General features: G+C 57.2%; 13 protein-coding genes. 6 read left to right on the forward strand and 7 right to left on the reverse strand.

Going from position 1 to position 15,563, the window contains the following annotated elements:
- Window positions 1-81: 81 nt before the first annotated feature.
- Window positions 82-897, reverse strand: coding sequence for a helix-turn-helix domain-containing protein (locus ABLU87_RS11770; protein WP_014227222.1), 816 nt, complete (start codon window positions 895-897; stop codon window positions 82-84).
- A 252-nt stretch (window positions 898-1,149) separates the two neighbouring features.
- On the opposite strand from ABLU87_RS11770, the gene ABLU87_RS11775 reads away from it, so the two are divergent.
- Complete coding sequence (locus ABLU87_RS11775) at window positions 1,150-2,550, forward strand: MFS transporter (protein WP_122116748.1); 1,401 nt, start codon at window positions 1,150-1,152, stop codon at window positions 2,548-2,550.
- Between the two features lie 10 nt (window positions 2,551-2,560).
- A complete protein-coding gene (locus ABLU87_RS11780; RefSeq protein ID WP_025106771.1) occupies window positions 2,561-4,522 on the forward strand; it encodes a glycoside hydrolase family 127 protein in 1,962 nt (653 codons plus the stop codon).
- A 113-nt stretch (window positions 4,523-4,635) separates the two neighbouring features.
- Here ABLU87_RS11780 and selB read toward each other — a convergent pair whose 3' ends face one another.
- From selB to ABLU87_RS11805, 5 genes are all read right to left on the reverse strand, one after another.
- Entirely contained in the window at window positions 4,636-6,477 is a 1,842-nt protein-coding gene (gene selB / locus ABLU87_RS11785) for a selenocysteine-specific translation elongation factor (RefSeq protein ID WP_122116747.1), read from the reverse strand.
- Entirely contained in the window at window positions 6,474-7,862 is a 1,389-nt protein-coding gene (gene selA / locus ABLU87_RS11790) for an L-seryl-tRNA(Sec) selenium transferase (RefSeq protein WP_038423854.1), read from the reverse strand. The genes selB and selA overlap by 4 nt, the downstream gene beginning before the upstream one ends.
- A gap of 95 nt (window positions 7,863-7,957) precedes the next feature.
- On the reverse strand, window positions 7,958-8,566 hold the full coding sequence (locus ABLU87_RS11795) for a glutathione S-transferase (RefSeq protein WP_014227226.1): 609 nt from the start codon (window positions 8,564-8,566) through the stop codon (window positions 7,958-7,960).
- A 91-nt stretch (window positions 8,567-8,657) separates the two neighbouring features.
- The gene (locus ABLU87_RS11800) at window positions 8,658-9,794 is read right to left on the reverse strand and encodes an HlyD family secretion protein (RefSeq protein WP_004855442.1); all 1,137 of its coding nucleotides are present in this window, start codon (window positions 9,792-9,794) and stop codon (window positions 8,658-8,660) included.
- Window positions 9,795-9,797: 3 nt separating this feature from the next.
- Window positions 9,798-10,169, reverse strand: a complete 372-nt coding sequence (locus tag ABLU87_RS11805) for a DUF3302 domain-containing protein (protein ID WP_032692970.1) — start codon at window positions 10,167-10,169, stop codon at window positions 9,798-9,800.
- Window positions 10,170-10,704: 535 nt separating this feature from the next.
- Here ABLU87_RS11805 and mtlA point away from each other — a divergent pair.
- From mtlA to mtlR, 3 genes are all read left to right on the forward strand, one after another.
- Window positions 10,705-12,615, forward strand: coding sequence for a PTS mannitol transporter subunit IICBA (gene mtlA / locus ABLU87_RS11810; RefSeq protein ID WP_004855446.1), 1,911 nt, complete (start codon window positions 10,705-10,707; stop codon window positions 12,613-12,615).
- A 127-nt stretch (window positions 12,616-12,742) separates the two neighbouring features.
- A complete protein-coding gene (gene mtlD / locus ABLU87_RS11815) occupies window positions 12,743-13,891 on the forward strand; it encodes a mannitol-1-phosphate 5-dehydrogenase (protein WP_014839780.1) in 1,149 nt (382 codons plus the stop codon).
- Complete coding sequence (gene mtlR / locus ABLU87_RS11820) at window positions 13,888-14,484, forward strand: mannitol operon repressor MtlR (RefSeq protein ID WP_014227228.1); 597 nt, start codon at window positions 13,888-13,890, stop codon at window positions 14,482-14,484. Before mtlD ends, mtlR begins: the two co-directional genes overlap by 4 nt.
- Here mtlR and ABLU87_RS11825 read toward each other — a convergent pair.
- Window positions 14,473-14,697 (reverse strand): hypothetical protein, encoded by a 225-nt coding sequence (locus ABLU87_RS11825; RefSeq protein WP_004855451.1) that lies wholly within the window; start codon window positions 14,695-14,697, stop codon window positions 14,473-14,475. The two genes, mtlR and ABLU87_RS11825, sit on opposite strands and share 12 nt — an antisense overlap.
- Window positions 14,698-14,972: 275 nt before the next feature.
- On the opposite strand from ABLU87_RS11825, the gene ABLU87_RS11830 reads away from it, so the two are divergent.
- Window positions 14,973-15,335, forward strand: coding sequence for a YibL family ribosome-associated protein (locus ABLU87_RS11830; protein ID WP_014227229.1), 363 nt, complete (start codon window positions 14,973-14,975; stop codon window positions 15,333-15,335).
- Window positions 15,336-15,563 lie beyond the last annotated feature (228 nt).

Genomic DNA, 15,563 nt, shown 5'->3' on the forward strand with positions numbered 1-15,563 from the left:
GCCGGAGAAAGTATCGGCAACTAAAAATGGTTGCAGGCGTTCACAGTATCTACGCATCCCCGGCGGGAAAACCCATCAACCCTACGCCGAATTAATATGTTCCTTGCAGTAACGACGCTTCCACGCCGCGGGCGTCAGGCTGGTATGCTTACGGAAAATCTTGCGAAAATAGCCGACATCGTTAAATCCGCATTTCATCGCCACCTCGGTGAGCGACAGGGAATCGCTGATAAGCAGCTTTTCCGCCGCCCTCACCCGCTGACGGTGCAGCGCTTCGGTTAAGGTCAGCCGGAAAACATGGCGATAAATCCGCCCCAGATAATCGGCGTTGCAGTGCAGCTCCTGCGCCAGCGTGGATGCGGAAAGGGGCAAATGAAACCGGGTACGAATGATTTGCTGCGCTCTCCACGCCAGCGCATTGCCGGGGCTGTCGGCGGGCTGTTCGCCCGCTGCCGCCGAAACTTGCTGCAGAATCAGCAGCAGGATCAGCTCCAGCGCCACGCTACGATGAATATTTTCCTGCTCGCGTAAGAATTGGCGGAACAACGAAATAATATACTGCGGCTCGCTGACGCGCGTGTGCTGCGGAATCGACAGCAGCGCCTCAGGCAGCGAAACGTTTTCACCTGAGGTCACTTCAAAATGCAGCCAGTAGAATTTTAAATCTGCCGGAAATTGCCCGATTCCGACGTGTAAACGCCGCGGCCAGAGCAATAAACTTTCCCCGGCGTTGACGCTAAAAATCTCGTTGTTTTCGCGGATCGTTAATGTTCCTTTTTCCACAAAGATTATTTCCCAGGAGTGAAGCTGACGAGCCGGATGGCTGCCGATGCCTCGGGAAATAAACAATCCACCATTTTGCACCTTAATCGGAAGTGACATGGACAATTCAAGCATAGACATTCAATATTCCGCTTTTAATAGCATTAATAACCCCTGTTACCTTTGATTATTCACGATAAAATAGTTGTCTGCTGGATCAAAATCACATTTTTACCATCAGGTCGGAATCGTCCTCTTTTTATACTTTTTCCTTCCCTTGTTGCCCCCAACATTTAGTGCAGAATAAATAACGTAATTTGCAAATAACACAATTAAAGCCCGCACTTCAGCGGGATATTATTCGCACATCATCTCCGGGAGTTATTTATGACTTCGGCTCCGATTACCACAACTGATTTGGCACAGCGTGCCCAGGACGACAAATTATCCCTTCGGGAAAAAATAGGCTACGGATTGGGCGACGCGGGCGGGACGGTGATTACCTGCCTGATCATGAACTTTTTAACTTTTTTCTATACCGATGTCTTCGGCCTGACGCCCGCGCTGGTCGGGACCCTGTTTCTGGCCCTGCGCGTTTTCGACGCCGTTTCCGACCCGATTATGGGCGTGCTGGCCGACCGTACCCAGAGCCGCTGGGGACGCTTTCGTCCCTGGCAGCTGTGGATTGCCGTGCCGATCGGCGTTATCGGCGTCCTGACGTTTACCGTGCCCGACGCCAGCATGGGGGTAAAAATCGCCTGGGCGTTCGGCACCTATCTGCTGCTGTCGGTGAGCTACACCGCGATAAACGTCCCCTACTGCGCGCTGATCAACACGATGACCACGCGTCATAGCGAGGTTATCTCGTGCCAGGCATGGCGCTTTGTCCTGTGCGGCGTGGCGGGATTCTTAGTCTCCGTTGGGCTGCCGTGGATGGTAAAAGCGCTCGGCCAGGGCGATACCGCACAGGGGTATCAGTACGGCGTCGGCGTACTCTGCGCCATCGCGGTAGCGATGTTCCTGTGCTGCTTCTTCTGGGTTCGCGAACGCGTCTCGCTGGATGTCATGAGGAAATTTACCCTGCGCGAGCACATCGCCGGGCTGCGTAAAAACGACCAGCTGCTGCTGATGCTGGTGATGTCATTTCTGCTCATCAACGTCTTCAATATCCGCGGCGGCGGCTACATGTACTTCATCACCTACGTGCTGGGCGGCTCTACCGGCTACACCTCGCTATTCTTCACCATGGTAACCTTCGCCTCGATTGCGGGCTCCGTCATCATCAACCTGCTCTCGCGCCGCTTTGATACCGTTAAACTCTACTACTACACCAACCTGGTGCTGGCCGCGCTGGCCGTGGCGATGTGGTTTTTGCCAACCGGGCAGGCGTACCAGATCCTGTGGCTGGTCGTCATTCTCGGCAACGGCATTATTCTCGGCTTTACCCTGCCGCTGCACTTTTCGCTGATGGCCTTCTCCGACGACTACGGCGAATGGAAAACCGGCGTGCGTTCTTCCGGGATGAACTTCGCCTTTAACCTGTTCTTTATCAAGCTGGCGTGGGCCTCCAGCGCCGGCATTATCAGCCTCGTGTTTATCTACGTGGCCTATCAGCCGGGCGTGGAAAACCAAACGGCATCATCACTGGCGGGTATCGCCTCCATGGAGACCCTGCTGCCCGCCCTGTTCCATCTGCTGCTGGCCCTTTCCATTCGCGCCTGCAAGCTCAACAATCCGATGATGGCGCGCATCGCCAGCGATCTGCGTACGCGTCATGTTCAGCCTTAAGGAGTCCGCCATGTCTGTTATGGAAGTCGATCTGCACAAACTGAAAATCAACGACCCGTTCCTCGGCCAGTACCAGCAGCTGGTGCGCGATGTGGTGATCCCTTATCAGTGGGATGCGCTTAACGACCGTATCGAGGAGGCGGACCCGAGCCATGCGATAGAGAACTTCCGCATCGCCGCCGGGCGACAGGAGGGCGAATTCTACGGCATGGTCTTTCAGGACAGCGACGTGGCGAAATGGCTGGAGGCGGTGGCCTGGTCGCTGTGTCAGAAGCCGGACGCCGGGCTGGAAAAAACCGCCGATGAGGTGATTGAACTGGTCGCGGCCGCCCAATGTGAAGATGGCTATCTGAATACATATTTCACGGTCAAAGCGCCAGAGGAGCGCTGGACCAACCTCGCCGAATGCCACGAACTGTACTGCGCCGGGCACATGATTGAAGCGGGTGTCGCCTTCTTCCAGGCCACCGGCAAACGTCGTCTGCTGGATGTCGTCTGCCGCCTCGCCGACCACATCGATAGCGTGTTTGGCCCCGGAGATAACCAGCTGCACGGCTACCCTGGCCATCCGGAAATCGAGCTGGCGTTAATGCGCCTGTATGACGTCACTCAGGAGCCGCGCTATATCGCGCTGGTGAAGTACTTCGTTGAGGCGCGCGGAACGCAGCCGCATTTTTACGATATCGAATATGAGAAGCGCGGCAAAACCTCCTACTGGAACACCTACGGTCCGGCGTGGATGGTGATGGATAAACCCTACAGCCAGGCGCATCAGCCGATTTCCGAACAACCGGTCGCCATCGGCCACGCGGTGCGTTTCGTCTATCTGATGACCGGCGTTGCCCACCTCGCCCGTTTAAGTCAGGACGAGGGCAAGCGCCGGGATTGCCTGCGCCTGTGGAAAAATATGGCCCGGCGTCAGCTGTATATCACCGGCGGAATCGGTTCGCAGAGCAGCGGGGAGGCCTTCAGCAGCGACTATGACCTGCCAAACGACACGGTCTATGCCGAAAGCTGTGCTTCCATTGGCCTGATGATGTTTGCCCGCCGGATGCTGGAGATGGAAGCCGACAGCCAATATGCCGACGTGATGGAGCGCGCGCTGTATAACACCGTGCTGGGTGGAATGGCGCTCGACGGCAAGCACTTCTTCTACGTCAATCCGCTGGAAGTGCATCCAAAATCCTTAAAATTCAACCATATTTACGATCACGTTAAGCCCGTCCGTCAGCGCTGGTTCGGCTGCGCCTGCTGTCCGCCGAATATCGCACGGGTGCTGACCTCGCTGGGGCACTATATCTACACGCCGCACGGCGACGTCCTGTACATCAACCTGTATGTCGGCAACAGCGTGGAGATCCCGGTGGGCAATGAGGCGCTACGCCTGCGCATCAGCGGCAACTATCCGTGGCAGGAACAGGTGAAGATAGTCATCGATTCATCTTCACCGGTTAATCATACCCTGGCGCTGCGTCTGCCGGACTGGTGCGATAAGCCGCAGGTCACGCTCAACGGCGCGCCGGTTACGCAGGACGTGCGCAAAGGGTATCTGCACATCAGCCATCTCTGGCAGGAGGGCGACACGCTACAGTTAACCCTGCCGATGCCGGTGCGCCGCATTTACGGTAACCCGCTGGTGCGCCACCAGGCAGGCCAGGTCGCCGTCCAGCGCGGTCCGCTGGTTTACTGCCTGGAGCAGGCGGATAACGGCGAGCAATTGCATAACCTGCAGCTGCCGCGCGACGCCCGGTTTAGCACTGTCGAAGGCAAAGGGATTTTTGCCCGCAAGATACTTCTCCAGGCGCCGGGCTATAAGCAAACGGCGGAAGATGCCGAAAACCAGGCCCTATGGCACTATGACCGCGCGCCGTCCTCCCGTCAGCCGCAAGTATTAACCTTTATTCCGTGGTTTAGCTGGGCCAACCGCGGCGAAGGCGAGATGCGCATCTGGGTGAACGAAGCGGAAGCGTAAATGTGAGTGTGAGCATTCCCCGGTGGCGCTGCGCTTACCGGGGCTACAAGGTTTGTGCGTTATCGTAGCCCGGGTAAGGCGTTCACGCCGCGACCCGGGACTACCTGCTTATGCTAAAGGAACAATGCCTTATCGCGCAGAATATGATCGTTGCCGCGACGGCGGGTAAAACCGATGCGGTCGAAATATTCGAGGATCTGAATCGCCAGCTTGCGCCCGACGTTCAGCGTATCGCGGAAATCCGCCGCGCAGGTTGAGCCCCTTTCCAGATCCAGATCGCGGATCATTTTGGCAAACGCCACAATCCGATCGTTGCGATAGTAGCGATCTTTCACGATCGCGGTAATCATCCCCTGCTGCGCCGCCTGGCGTAATACCGCCCGCATTAACGACTCTTCTACGTTGGCTTCCCGCGCCAGATCGCGCACCCACCATGGCTCATCGGCAAACAGCCCGGCAACCCGCTGCCAGATGGCCTGCTGCTCGTCGGTAAAGCCCGCTTTATGCTCCGGCAGATGCAGCCAGCCGTGGTGGCTGTGAACAATGCCGCTTTCGCGCATCTGTTCAATCAACAGCAGTACCAGCGCTTCATCTTCCATCGGCAGCGCAATACGCCGCAGGCGTTCGCGGCCCGGTCCTGGCTCATCGCGATGCTGATCGTGATAGCGCGCCAGGGCATCGAGCAGCTTCCGCTGCCAGCGCGCGGCGAGCGGGGCGCTCAGCAGGCTATTTCCCGCCTGCAGATAGTCAGGGCGGTGAATCAGCGCGTTGAGGCCATCGCGGCTGAGCTGACGCGCCCAGGCGAAATCATCGAGGCGCACCGCATCGCGCTGAAGGTGAATATCCAGCGCCTGGACGTCATCGCCCTGCGCGGCGGCCAGCGCGTGCAGCCACTGTAAATACTCCGGCTTACGCTTGCCCCGGCGCGGCGGATTGAGGGTCACCACTCGCGCACCGGCCAGCGTCAGGCGCGCGGAAATATCACGCAGCACCAGACGGTCGTTATCCGCCAGCCGCAGCGGCGTATCGAGAACCAGCTCCGCCAGCGCGCCTTCGAGCAGCGACACGCGGCCGGTAATATGGCTGGCGGCGTGGTGGATATGCAGCGGCTGCCACTGGCTAAGCGGCGTATGGCACTGCAGTTCAACGATGACCCGCTCAGAGGCTTCCGGCGGCGGTACCGCCAGCAGCCAGTCGCCGCGGTTGAGCTCCTCTTTTTGCGCATCGCCGGCAATATTCAGGGCAATGCGCTGGCCGGCCCAGGCCTGCTCAACCGGCTGATTCTGCGCGTGCAAACCGCGCACGCGCATCGGTTTATCCACGCCGGTCAGCCACAGCGTATCGCCAACGTTGACCTCGCCGGATAACGCGGTCCCGGTAACCACCAGCCCCGCGCCTTTGACGGTAAATGCCCGGTCGATGGCCAGGCGAAAGCGCTGATGCTGCGGGTGTGCGCGCGCGGAGAGCTGCAGGAGATGCTCGCGCAGCTCGGCGATGCCCCGTCCTTCCGTCGCCGCGACGGCAAACAGGGTCGCGCCGGTAAAGCCGAACTCCGCCAGCACCGCGTCGATTTCCGCCTCCACCGCCTCAATCCGCGCCGCTTCTACGCGGTCCGCTTTGGTCAGCGCCACGGTTAGCGTTGGCTGCCCGGTAAGCTGGAGGATCGCCAGATGTTCGCGGGTTTGCGCCATCACGCCATCATCGCAGGCCACCACCAGCAGCGCGTGATCGATACCGCCGACGCCGGCCAGCATATTGGACAAAAACTTTTCGTGGCCGGGAACGTCGATAAAACCCAGCACCCGCCCATCGGGCTGCGGCCAGTAGGCGTAGCCGAGGTCGATAGTCATCCCGCGCGCTTTCTCTTCCGGCAGGCGATCGGCGTTGATACCGGTAATCGCCTGCAGCAGCGTGGTTTTGCCGTGGTCAACGTGTCCGGCGGTGGCAATAATCATCTCAATAACATCTCCATAAACCGGGATTCATCCTCAAGACAGCGCAGATCCAGCCACAGGCGGCCATCGTAGATCCTGCCAATAACCGGCACGGGCAACTGACGCCAGCGTGCCGCCAGAGCTTCCAGCCGACTGCCGCGCCCATCGCGCGGAGTCAACGTCAACGCCGCGCTGGGCAAGCGGTCCACCGGCAGCGAGCCGCTGCCGATCTGCGACAGGCATGGCTCGACCCGCAGGTCAAAATCAGCATAATGTGCAGCCAGCGCGGCCCGCATGCGCTCGCCCTGCAGGCGGATCTCGTCCGCCTGGCGAGTCAGCAGACGCAGGGTCGGCAGTTCAGCGGCCAGCTTTTCCGGATGCAGATAGAGGCGCAGCGTGGCCTCCAGCGCCGCGAGGGTCATTTTATCCGCCCGCAGGGCGCGCTTAAGCGGATGGCTCTGCAAACGCGCGATCAGCGCTTTTTTACCGACGATAATTCCCGCCTGCGGGCCGCCCAGCAGTTTATCGCCGGAGAAGCTCACCAGGCTGACGCCGGCGGCAATCATCTCCTGCGGCATCGGCTCTTTCGGCAGGCCGTACTGGCTTAAATCCACCAGCGAGCCGCTGCCGAGATCGGCCACCACCGGGATATTGAGTTCGCGGCCAATCTCCGCCAGCGCCGCTTCATCGACCGCTTTAGTAAAGCCCTCAATACTGTAGTTGCTGGTGTGCACCTTCATCAGCAGGCCGGTATTGTCATTCACTGCCTGACGATAATCTTTCGCGTGGGTGCGGTTAGTGGTCCCGACTTCATGCAGAACGCAGCCCGCCTGGCGCATCACGTCGGGAATACGAAACGCGCCGCCGATCTCCACCAGCTCGCCGCGCGACACCACCACCTCACTGCCGCCGGCGGTTGCCGCCAGCATCAGCAGCACCGCCGCCGCGTTATTGTTGACGATACAGGCGTCTTCCGCGCCGGTGATCTGGCAGAGCAGGTCGGCCAGCGCGCGATCGCGGTGGCCGCGTCCGGCATCGTCAAGATCGTATTCCAGCGTCACCGGCGCGCGCATCGCCTGGGTCACCGCCTCTATCGCCGCTTCCGCCTGAATCGCCCGCCCAAGGTTGGTGTGCAGCACGGTACCGGTCAGGTTGAACACCGGGCGCAGCGCGCTCTGCTGTCGCTGCGTCAAACGACGCGAGGTCTCCATTAGCCACGCTTCGCACCAGTCCGGCAGCGCCTGGTTCAGGCGGATGTATTCCCGCGCCTCGTCCAGCATCTGACGCAGCTGCGCCACCGTCTGGGCGTGACCGTATTGCATCAACAGCGGTGAAAATGCGGGGTCGCGGAGTAAACGGTCGATAGCCGGAAGCCGGGTATAAAGCGCACGAATTTCGCTAGTCATGAATGAACCTATTTTCCCCCCTCCCGACGGGAGAGGGAGTCAACAAATGAGCAGCAATTGTAATGCCTCCGCGCAAAAACTGTTACCTGTCTGGGTCAACTCACCGGCGGTTCAGTGCGCGCAAAGCTGGCGCGCTGAAAGAGGGAATCCACCAGGCGAACCAGCTTCGGTCGGGTGGCGCACCAGCCCGGCGCGACGCGGCGGAAATTGAGATAAGCAATGGCGCAGGCTGCGGAAATGGTTGCCAGATTAACCTCATCAGGACGTAATGTCCCGTCACTGGCATACCCTTCCAGCGCATCAAGCCCGCGCGCAATTTTTTCACGCTGGCGCAGCAGTTCGCTTTCCGACTGCTGGGCCGCCGGGCGCGTTTTCTCCCGTACCAGCGTTTGCGCAGCCTCCATCACGCCATCAGCCAGCGCTTCAATTTGACGCAATTTCAGCGCAGCCTTCGGCGCCGCAGGCAGCATATCCGGCGCGATGCCGAGCAGCTCCAGATATTGCGCAATAATGGGCGAGTCGTACCAGCATTCACCGTCGTCGGTGACCAGCGCGGGGACTTTTCCCAGCGGATTGTACTGCGCCACGCCGTTGGTCTCGTGGTACGGGAATTCGTTGACGAACTCGAAGGGAATCGCTTTTTCCAGCAGTATGACGGAAATTTTGCGCACAAAGGGACTGGTGTAGCTGCCGATCAGTTTCATTGCCTGCTCCTTTCGCCAACAAAGTAGTAAGTATGGCGCAGGCGCAGGCAAATAGCAGAGAGAGAAATCACCTCATGCCGGACCGACCCCGCTAATGGTCCAGATAAAGATAGTGCATCCAGCTGGTCATCCGCAGCAGCACCTTGCGCATCACCGAAACGTGGGTGAAATGATCGGAGTAGACCGCCACCTGGGCGTAAATGCCGTCAGGCAGGGCGTCTACGGCGGCATCGGGCTCCAGCTCAATGGTCGCCAGCACGCCGTCGGTGCCCGGCGTCACCGTCAGCGCCTGCAGCGTGCCCTGCGCCTGGTATGTTCCCCCCGGTACGACTGGCAGGATGCTCACCAGCTTGCCGCGAAAGACCTGTCCCGGCAGCGCATTGAACACCGCTTCAGCATCGTCGCCCTTCTCCAGCCTGAGCAGCGAATTTTGCCGGAACTGCGCCACAATCAGCCGTTTTTGCTGGGGGATAAAGACCATCACCGGACGCAGCGGCAGCGAGGCGGCATAGGTCCCAGGACGAATTAACACCTGGGTGATATAACCATCGCTGGGCGCGCGCACGGTCGTCTGATCGAGGTTATATTTCGCCTCCGCCAGCTGCGCGCGCAGGCTTACCACCTGCGACTGTTCGCCGTTTATCATGCTGTCGAGCTGGCTCTGAATTTGCGCCTGCTCCGCCACCGATCCTTTCACCATCGCATCCTGGGCGAGGTAGTTTTGCCGGGCATTATCGATATCGCTTTCCGAAAACGGATTGACCCGCGCCTGGCTTCCTTTCAGGTAGCGCTGATAATCCTTATACAGACGGTCGCGCTCCGCCGAAACGCGCGTGGTGTTGGCCTGAGCCTCAGAAAGCTGGGCTTTAAGGGTATTGATACTGTGCAGCGCGGTAACAAGGTCGGCCTGTAGCCGGTCCACCCGCGCCTGATAACGCACCGGATCGATGGTAAACAGCACCTCGCCCTTTTTAACCCGTTGATTGGCTTTATCCGTGACGCTGCTGACCACCCCGGTAACCTGCGGCGTAATAGGAATAGAAATAACCGCTTTTTGCGCGGTAAAGGTATACGGATGGTTGTAGTTCATTAATAAGATAAGCGCGCTAACAATAAATACGCCGCCCAGCGCCGCGGTGGGAACCGTCCATTTATTTACCGGGATCTTAAATATTTTAAATATCGACCAGGCAATCGCCACATAGGTCAAAATAATCAGCAGATCCATAAGTTATTTCTCCACCGAAGGAGGTTGAGCTGACGGTCTGAGACCGGTTATTTGCTGCTCGAGCGCGATAACCCGCTGGCGCAGTTCGCTGATGTCGTCCCCCTCTTCCGCAGCCTCAGACGGCCTCTCGTCCCGCCGATGCTGCATGCCCCAGCCGCGTTCTGGCCGGTAAAGCGTGGCCCAAATCCATAAAAACGGCCAAATGACGTGCAGCGTAAAAAGGCTCACCCAGCCCGCGACGTGAATCGCATCGGCATGCGGGTGATTACGTTTCTTCGCGATCAGGTAAGGAATATCATGGAGAATGATGATTCCATAAAAAATCACCAGAAATACAAAGATCAGAACGCCGAGCGCAAAATAATTGAGAAACATAATTTCCTCGGATTTACGCTAATTATTTTCAGGATGTGTGCCGGGCCGGATGAAAAAAAGGCCGACAAAATGAGCATAATTCACCCGTATCATTTTCGCCATTGACGACTAAAATGTTCTTTAAGCGATTGCGTTACTGAGTGACGTATCAGCAAGCGGAACGCGGCATAACCTGCGCGAGATCACACCGGGCTAAATCCTGGTGAAAATATTTTGTGATGAACATCACAAACAAATAACAAAACGTCAAAGTAAATTTGTGATTTTCATCACATAAAAATGCATTATCCCCCCTTAAAACCCGGTCTGTTGTTTTTTTACACATCCATTTTGTGATGGAGATCACTACAAAAGACCATCACCGCCCTATATTCATGTGATACAAATCACATAAAAATCCACCGACTGGACAGCTTAACGATTCAGTGCCAGATTTCGCACTATCACTCAGGGCCCGGCTACCTCTGCCGCCTTATTAACAACAAGCCTCGGGCTTTCAGCCTGCCGATAGCAAAAACAGAAGAAGGGGTGTTTTATGTCATCCGATATCAAGATCAAAGTGCAAAGCTTTGGTCGTTTCCTCAGCAATATGGTGATGCCAAATATCGGCGCGTTTATCGCGTGGGGTATTATCACCGCACTATTCATTCCGACAGGATGGTTACCGAACGAAACGCTGGCGAAGCTGGTCGGTCCGATGATCACCTATCTGCTGCCGCTGCTGATCGGTTATACCGGCGGTAAGCTGGTTGGCGGCGAGCGCGGCGGCGTGGTCGGCGCGATTACCACCATGGGCGTTATCGTCGGCGCGGATATGCCGATGTTCCTCGGCTCCATGATCGCCGGTCCGCTGGGCGGCTGGGCAATTAAAAAATTCGACGTCTGGGTAGACGGTAAGATCAAATCCGGTTTTGAGATGCTGGTGAATAACTTCTCCGCGGGCATCATCGGTATGATCCTCGCCATTCTGGCGTTCCTCGGCATTGGCCCGGCGGTTGAAGTCCTGTCGAAAATTCTGGCCGCAGGCGTTAACTTCATGGTGGCGCACGAGATGCTGCCGCTGGCCTCTATCTTTGTTGAACCGGCGAAAATCCTGTTCCTCAACAACGCCATTAACCACGGTATTTTCTCGCCGCTGGGTATTCAGCAATCCCACGAGCTGGGCAAATCCATCTTCTTCCTGATTGAAGCTAACCCGGGTCCGGGGATGGGCGTCCTGCTGGCGTATATGTTCTTCGGCCGCGGCAGCGCGAAACAGTCTGCAGGCGGTGCGGCAATCATCCACTTCCTCGGCGGTATTCACGAGATTTACTTCCCGTACGTGCTGATGAACCCGCGTCTGATTCTGGCCGTTATCCTCGGCGGGATGACCGGCGTATTCACCCTGACTATCCTCAACGGCGGGCTAGTCTCTCCGGCTTCTCCGGGTTCTATCCTCGCCGTGCTGGCGATGACGCCGAAAGGCGCTTACTTTGCTAACATCGCGGCGATTATTGCGGCGATGGCCGTCTCCTTCGTGGTCGCAGCCGTGCTGCTGAAAACCAGCAAAGTTAAAGAAGAAGATGATATCGAAGCCGCGACCCGTCGCATGCAGGATATGAAAGCGCAGTCCAAAGGCGGCGCCACGCCGCTGGCCGCTGGCGATGTCGCGAACGACCTGAGCCACGTGCGTAAAATCATCGTCGCCTGCGACGCCGGTATGGGCTCCAGCGCGATGGGCGCAGGCGTGCTGCGTAAAAAAGTGCAGGATGCCGGGCTGAGCAACATCTCCGTGACTAACAGTGCGATCAACAACCTGCCGCCGGATGTTGACCTGGTCATCACCCACCGCGACCTGACCGAGCGTGCGATGCGTCAGGTGCCGCAGGCGCAGCATATTTCGCTGACCAACTTCCTCGACAGCGGCCTGTACACCAGCCTGACCGAACGTCTGGTTTCGGCGCAGCGCCACACGGATAACGAAGAGAAAGTCCGCGACAGCCTGAAAGACAGCTTCGATGCGTCTGACACCAATCTGTTCAAACTCGGCGCGGAAAACATCTTCCTCGGTCGTAAAGCGGCGACCAAAGAAGAAGCGATTCTGTTTGCCGGCGAGCAGCTGGTGAAAGGCGGCTACGTTGAGCCGGAATACGTCCAGGCGATGCTGGACCGTGAAAAGCTGACCTCCACCTATCTGGGTGAGTCCATCGCGGTCCCGCACGGCACTATCGAAGCCAAAGATCGCGTTCTGAAAACCGGCATCGTCTTCTGCCAGTACCCGGAAGGCGTACGCTTCGGCGAAGAAGAGGACGAGGTGGCTCGCCTGGTTATCGGTATTGCCGCGCGTAATAACGAGCATATCCAGGTGATTACCAGCCTGACCAACGCGCTGGACGATGAATCGGTCATTGAGCGTCTGGCAAAAACCACCAGCGTTGAAGAAGTTCTGACGCTGCTGAAAGCGTAATCCGTCACCCGGCGGTGCGCCGGGCAACGCCCCCCTCTCTCCTTACGCGTGGGGAGAGAGGGTTGGGGTGAGGGAAACGCCTGACCCCAGCCCTCTCAGGTAAAAACATTAATTGAAGGTTAATACTATGAAAGCATTACATTTTGGCGCAGGTAATATCGGTCGTGGCTTTATCGGCAAACTGCTGGCGGACGCGGGGATACAGCTGACGTTTGCGGATGTAAATCAGGTCGTGCTCGATGCCCTGAATGCCCGTCATAGCTACCAGGTTCACGTGGTCGGCGAGAATGAGCAGGTCGATACCGTTTCCGGCGTTGACGCCGTCAGCAGCATCGGCGACGAAGTTGTAGAGCTGATTGCCAGCGTGGATCTGGTGACCACCGCCGTCGGCCCGGTCGTGCTGGAACGCATCGCCCCGGCGATTGCCAAAGGCCTGGCCAAACGTAAGGCGCAGGGGATTACCGCCCCGCTGAATATCATCGCCTGCGAGAACATGGTCCGCGGCACCACCCAGCTGAAGGGTCACGTTTTTAACGCCCTCGCCGAAGAAGACAAAGCCTGGGTTGAAGCCAATGTCGGCTTCGTTGATTCCGCCGTTGACCGCATCGTTCCGCCGTCGGCTTCCGCCACTCGCGACCCGCTGGAAGTCACCGTGGAAACCTTCAGCGAGTGGATTGTCGATAAGACCCAGTTCAAAGGCGAACTGCCGAACATCCCAGGTATGGAATTAACCGATAACCTGATGGCATTTGTCGAACGTAAGCTATTCACCTTAAACACCGGACATGCTATAACCGCCTACCTCGGAAAACTGGCGGGTCATCAGACGATTCGCGACGCGATTCTTGATGAGCACATTCGCGCCGTGGTCAAAGGCGCCATGGAAGAGAGCGGCGCGGTGCTGATCAAACGCTATGCCTTTGATGCGCAAAAGCACGCCGCTTACATCCAGAAAATTATCGGTCGTTTTGAGAACCCGTATCTGAAGGATGACGTTGAGCGCGTTGGCCGCCAGCCGCTGCGCAAACTGAGCGCGGGCGACCGCTTAATTAAGCCGCTGCTCGGTACGCTGGAATACGGCCTGCCGCACCGCAATCTGGTGAAAGGGATCGCCGCTGCCATGCACTTCCGCAGCGAAGAAGACCCGCAGGCGCAGGAACTGGCGGCGCTGATTGCCGAGAAAGGCCCCCAGGCCGCGCTGGCGCAGATTTCGGGTCTGGACGCAGCAAGCGAGGTGGTGGCGGAAGCCGTTAACGACTATAACGCCACCAAATGAGGCAAGACCTGGCGCGGTCCGAACCGCGCCCATTACTCATGTCAGATATGCAGGCAATAATGGAAGAAACACAGGCATTTGAAAACCGTGTGCTTGAACGTCTGAATGCTGGCAAAACCGTAAGAAGCTTCCTGATCGCCACCGTTGAACTGCTGACGGAAGCGGTCAATATTCTGGTGCTTCAGGTATTCCGTAAAGACGACTACGCGGTGAAATACGCAGTGGAGCCGTTGCTGGACGGCGACGGGCCGCTTGGCGACCTTTCTGTACGCCTGAAGCTGATTTACGGCCTTGGGGTGATTAGCCGCGCCGAATATGAAGACGCTGAACTGCTGATGGCCCTGCGCGAAGAGCTGAATCACGACGGTAATGAGTATAGCTTTACCGACGATGAGATCCTCGGACCGTTTGGCGAGCTGCACTGCGTCGCCGCCCTGCCGCCCACGCCGCAATTTGATGAGAGCGATGCTGAACTGCTGGCAATGCAAAAGCTGCGCTACCAGCAGGTCGTACGTTCCACAATGATGCTATCTCTGACCGAGCTGATTTCTAAAATCAGCTTAAAAAAAGCCTTTCAAAAATCAACGCTCTGATTCTGGCTCTTGCTGGTCGCACGTCGGCCGATAAAGCTGACGATAATACTCAAGACGCCGCAGAAATAGCGCTTCTTTATCTGCCGGGATATCCGGCGGTATATGCTGCAAACGCGGAGATTTTTTTAGATATTCCATAAAAGCCTGACTTGAAGCCATAAAATCTACGGCTTTATCAATAATGCGCGGTACGCTGTCGCCTATTTTCGCCATCACGCTCTCCTCTTTTGGGGGAATGATCCTATTAAGGATTAGCCAAAAACAGGGTTTCAGATGAGGAAAACGTGCTGAATGGCCGTCAGGCTTCACAGAAATGAATATTCGCCAACTCTGGATTAAAATAATTTTTATGTTCAATAAGTTATAATATGCCGCTGCGGTTGTTATGAGCAAAAAACGGCGACGTTTTGATAAATAACTACCCACAACCCAAGCGACAGCACATACTATAGTCTGATAACGCCCCTTTCTTAATAGATTAAGCCACCATGAAAGAAGTCGAAAAAAACGAAATTAAACGTCTGAGCGATCGTCTCGACGCTATCCACCATCAGCAGGCCGACCTGTCCCTGGTCGACGCCGCAGAAAAATACGCCGAGCTGGAAAAAGAGAAAGCCACCATTGAGACGGAACTCGTTCGCCTGCGTGAGGTTCAGGGCCAGAAGCTGAGCAAAGAAGCGCAAAAGCTGATGAGCATGCCGCATCGCCGCGCCATCACCAAAAAAGAGCAGGCCGATATGGGTAAGCTCAAGAAAAGCGTACGCGGTCTGGTTGTTGTCCACCCGATGACCGCGCTGGGCCGCGAAATGGGCCTCAAAGAGATGACCGGCTTCTCAAAAACCGCGTTCTGATATCTTCATCCCGTGAATCTCCCCGGCTCGCGCTACGCTTAGCCGGGCTACGGGTTCACTGCCCTCTGCGAGAGTGTAGCCCGGACAGATGCGCAGCATCGCCTCCGGGACAGGCTCTGTTTCAAACGTCATTCCCCACTAATTGGCCCTACCAATGTTTTCTTAAATCGTCCAATGGTTCACATATCCATCATTTTTCGTCACAGACATATTGCTCATCAATAACAT

This window comes from Klebsiella sp. CB_Kp196 (assembly GCF_040061575.1).
Classification (GTDB): domain Bacteria; phylum Pseudomonadota; class Gammaproteobacteria; order Enterobacterales; family Enterobacteriaceae; genus Klebsiella; species Klebsiella michiganensis.

Excerpts from the sequence above, each read along its gene's own strand:
- ABLU87_RS11780 (WP_025106771.1), top strand. The coding sequence starts at position 2,561 with ATGTCTGTTATGGAAGTCGATCTGCACAAACTGAAAATCAACGACCCG.
- mtlA (WP_004855446.1), top strand. The coding sequence starts at position 10,705 with ATGTCATCCGATATCAAGATCAAAGTGCAAAGCTTTGGTCGTTTCCTC.
- selB (WP_122116747.1), bottom strand. The coding sequence starts at position 6,477 with ATGATTATTGCCACCGCCGGACACGTTGACCACGGCAAAACCACGCTG.
- ABLU87_RS11795 (WP_014227226.1), bottom strand. The coding sequence starts at position 8,566 with ATGAAACTGATCGGCAGCTACACCAGTCCCTTTGTGCGCAAAATTTCC.
- ABLU87_RS11770 (WP_014227222.1), bottom strand. The coding sequence starts at position 897 with ATGCTTGAATTGTCCATGTCACTTCCGATTAAGGTGCAAAATGGTGGA.
- ABLU87_RS11775 (WP_122116748.1), top strand. The coding sequence starts at position 1,150 with ATGACTTCGGCTCCGATTACCACAACTGATTTGGCACAGCGTGCCCAG.
- ABLU87_RS11830 (WP_014227229.1), top strand. The coding sequence starts at position 14,973 with ATGAAAGAAGTCGAAAAAAACGAAATTAAACGTCTGAGCGATCGTCTC.
- mtlR (WP_014227228.1), top strand. The coding sequence starts at position 13,888 with ATGAGGCAAGACCTGGCGCGGTCCGAACCGCGCCCATTACTCATGTCA.
- mtlD (WP_014839780.1), top strand. The coding sequence starts at position 12,743 with ATGAAAGCATTACATTTTGGCGCAGGTAATATCGGTCGTGGCTTTATC.
- ABLU87_RS11825 (WP_004855451.1), bottom strand. The coding sequence starts at position 14,697 with ATGGCGAAAATAGGCGACAGCGTACCGCGCATTATTGATAAAGCCGTA.
- ABLU87_RS11800 (WP_004855442.1), bottom strand. The coding sequence starts at position 9,794 with ATGGATCTGCTGATTATTTTGACCTATGTGGCGATTGCCTGGTCGATA.
- ABLU87_RS11805 (WP_032692970.1), bottom strand. The coding sequence starts at position 10,169 with ATGTTTCTCAATTATTTTGCGCTCGGCGTTCTGATCTTTGTATTTCTG.
- selA (WP_038423854.1), bottom strand. The coding sequence starts at position 7,862 with ATGACTAGCGAAATTCGTGCGCTTTATACCCGGCTTCCGGCTATCGAC.